Annotated in this window: 2 protein-coding genes; both read left to right on the top strand. The window is 75.2% G+C overall.

The genetic code is table 11. From position 1 onward, the window contains the following. The first annotated feature begins 521 nt into the window (after positions 1-521). A complete protein-coding gene (locus DQW06_RS23245; protein WP_019607955.1) occupies positions 522-1,106 on the top strand; it encodes a bifunctional 2-polyprenyl-6-hydroxyphenol methylase/3-demethylubiquinol 3-O-methyltransferase UbiG in 585 nt (194 codons plus the stop codon). A 113-nt stretch (positions 1,107-1,219) separates the two neighbouring features. Further along, the coding region (locus tag DQW06_RS23240; RefSeq protein ID WP_117199311.1) for an aminotransferase class IV at positions 1,220-1,861 on the top strand (642 nt) is incomplete at its 3' end.

Here is a 1,861-nt window from a genome sequence, read left to right as displayed (position 1 = left end):
CCGCAGACGCTCGCGCTGTCCTCGGCCGTCCCGGTCGCCGCCGGCTCCGGTGCGGAGGTGGGGACCGCCGGGGCGCTCGGGGAGCCGTCGCCCCGGGGTGGCGCGGTGCTGGTGGGTTCGGTGGCCGCGCCGCCGCCGCTCGCGCCGCACCCCGCCAGAGCGAGTGTCACGGCGGCTCCCGCCGCGAGCGTGGTGACCGGGTACGCGCGTCCTCGTTGTCCGACCATGGGGCCCGCCCTACCCGGACGGGAGGAACCGACACACGGGTTTCGAGTTCGGCGAACGCGGAGGACCGCAGAACGTCCGGTTCCGTGGTCCCCGTGCCCTTCGTCGCGGGTGTTCGGTGTCGGGTCCGGTGCGGTCGCGCCGGACGTGCGACGCGTCCGCCCCCTCCTTCCCCGCAGCCGGACGGACCGCACCCCCGAACAGCGGGAACACCCCCTCGCCGGCCCTCCACCGGGGGGTGAAAGGCCCGCGCCGGAGGGCCGATCTACCTTGAGGACATGACGAAATACGCGTGGATGTACCGCCTCGGCCTCACCCCCTGGGAGCGCTACGGCGCCGCGGGCGGGGCGGCGCAGCTCGGCGCCCTGCTCGACCGCGAGACGCGGGAGCGTTCGACCGGCCCCGGCCGGGCGCTGGACATCGGCTGCGGACGCGGTCAGTTCACCCCCGAACTGGCCCGGCGCGGCTGGGAGGCGGTGGGCGTCGACATCGTGCCGGAGGCCGTCGAGGCCGCCCGCCGCAAGGGCCCGGCGGAGGTCGCCTACGTCGTCGGCGACGTGACCGGCCTCGAATCCTCCGGCCTGGGCGCCTTCGACCTCTTCCTCGACATCGGCTGCTTCCAGGGCCTGGACACCGACCAGCGGGCCGCGGAGGGGCGGGGAGTGACGGCCCTGGCCGCTCCGGGGGCCACCCTGCTGATGCTCGCCTTCGGCCCGTCCCGGTACCGGCGGCTCGTCGAGGGCGTCGCACAGGCGCAGATCGAGGCCGCGTTCCCGGGGTGGGAGCTCCTCACGGCCGAGGACGCGCGGACCAGCGGCCTGGGGTGGCCGATGAACCGGACCTCACCGCGGTGGTACCGCTTCCGCCGCACGACCGGCTGACGCGGACCCCGGCGACCGGGCCCCGGCCCGACCGGCGCGGTGCTTCCGCCGCCCCGGTTCCGGTGGGGGAAACCCCGATGGCGCGGATCCCCGAATGCCATGATGGACACCTCATGGAACTGAACGGACGCCCCGTCAGCACCGGGGAACTCGCGGGCCTGGCCCTGTACGGCTACGGCCACTTCACCACCATGCTCGTCACCGACCTGCGTGTCCGCGGCCTCGACCTGCACATGGACCGCCTGAGCCGCGACTGCCGCACCCTCTTCGGCGTCGAGCTCGACATCCCCCGGGTCCGCGAACTCGCGCGGCGCTCCGCGCGCGCCCACCTCTCCCCATCGGTGGTCCGCGTGACCGTCTTCGACCCCCACATGGACCTGGGCCACCCCTCCGCACGCCAGCTCCCGCAGATCCTCGTCAGCACCCGTCCCGCGCCGACGGACGCCTCCCCTCCCCCGGTCCGCCTGGGCACGCGCCGCTTCACCCGCGACACCCCGCAGATCAAGAGCACCGGCCTGTTCGGAGCGATCCGCCAGCGCCGCGCCGCCCAGTTGGACGGCTACGACGACGCGCTGTTCATGGGCGTGGACGGCCGCGTCTCGGAGGGCCCCACCTGGAACATCGGCTTCCTGGACGGCGGGGGCCTGGTCTGGCCGCAGGCCCCGTGCCTGCCGGGGGTGACCACGGCGCTGGTCAGCCGGGCCGCCGAGAACCTCGGCATCCCGGTGACCACCCGGCCGATCGCCTCGGCGGCC

The sequence above is a fragment of the Nocardiopsis sp. TNDT3 genome (genome assembly GCF_003427465.1).
In the GTDB taxonomy this organism is placed as follows: Bacteria; Actinomycetota; Actinomycetes; order Streptosporangiales; family Streptosporangiaceae; genus Nocardiopsis; species Nocardiopsis dassonvillei.
The sequence above is the reverse complement of the archived record's forward strand: the minus strand, read 5'-3'. Positions and strand labels throughout refer to the sequence as shown.